The organism is Streptomyces sp. NPDC033131 (assembly GCF_055578365.1).
The window spans coordinates 1-1,065 of record NZ_JBVIPA010000128.1 but is presented as its reverse complement, the minus strand read 5'-3'; the positions used below and the strand labels follow the sequence as shown (position 1 = coordinate 1,065).

The following is a 1,065-nucleotide window of genomic DNA, read 5'->3' as shown; positions in this document are numbered from 1 at the left end:
CTGCTGTCCGCGGATGAGCGGGCAGTGTTGGAACGGTGGACGCGTCGGGCGACATCGGCCCAGGCCCTGGCCCTGCGTGCGCGGGTTGTGCTGGCGTGCGCGGGGCCTGAAGTGCCACCGATCGTGGCGGTGGCCCGGGATCTGCGGGTGAGTGCGGACACGGTCCGTAAGTGGCGACGACGGTTTCTCGCGGACCGGCTGGACGGGCTGGCGGATGAGCCCCGGCCGGGCCGGCCGCCCACCATCAGCGTCGATCAGGTCGAGGCGGTCGTGGTCACCACGCTGGAGGAAATTCCGAAGAACGCCACCCACTGGTCGCGTAAGTCGATGGCGGAACACAGTGGCCTGTCGAAGTCCACCGTGGGCCGGATCTGGCGGAAGTTCCAGCTCAAGCCGCATCTGACGGACACGTTCAAGCTGTCGACGGACCCGTTCTTCGTGGAGAAGGTCTACGACGTCGTCGGGCTGTACTTCAACCCGCCCGAGGGTGCGGTGGTGCTGTCGGTGGACGAGAAGTCGCAGATCCAGGCCCTGGACCGGTCCCAGCCGGTGCTGCCGATAATGCCGGGCATGCCGGAGCGGCGCACCCATGACTACGTACGCAACGGGCTGACCACCTTGTTCGCCGCGTTCGACGTCGCCACCGGCGAGGTCATCAGTGCCCTGCACCGCAGGCACCGGGCGGCGGAGTTCAAGAAGTTCCTGATCAGGATCGACAAGGAAGTGCCCGCGCACCTGGCGGTCCACCTGATCTGTGACAACTACGGCACCCACAAGACGCCCGCGATCAAAGCGTGGCTGGCGAAGCACCCACGCTTCCACATGCACTTCACCCCGACCGGCTCCTCCTGGATCAACCAGGTCGAGCGGTGGTTCGGCTTCCTGGCCGACCAGAAGATCCGCCGCGGCGCCCACAAAAACGTGCAGACCCTCGAAGCCGACATCCGCGCATGGGTCAAGGACTGGAACGCAGACCCCAAGCCGTTCATCTGGACCAAGACCGCCGAAGAGATCCTCGATTCCCTCGCCCGCTTCTGCCGACGGATCTCTGGCGCAGGACACTAG

General features: G+C 66.1%; 1 protein-coding gene. It reads left to right on the top strand.

The annotated features are described in order from the left end of the window. Positions 1 to 1,065: IS630 family transposase (locus tag ACZ5XS_RS45815; protein ID WP_468661652.1), on the top strand; the 1,065-nt coding region annotated here is incomplete at its 5' end.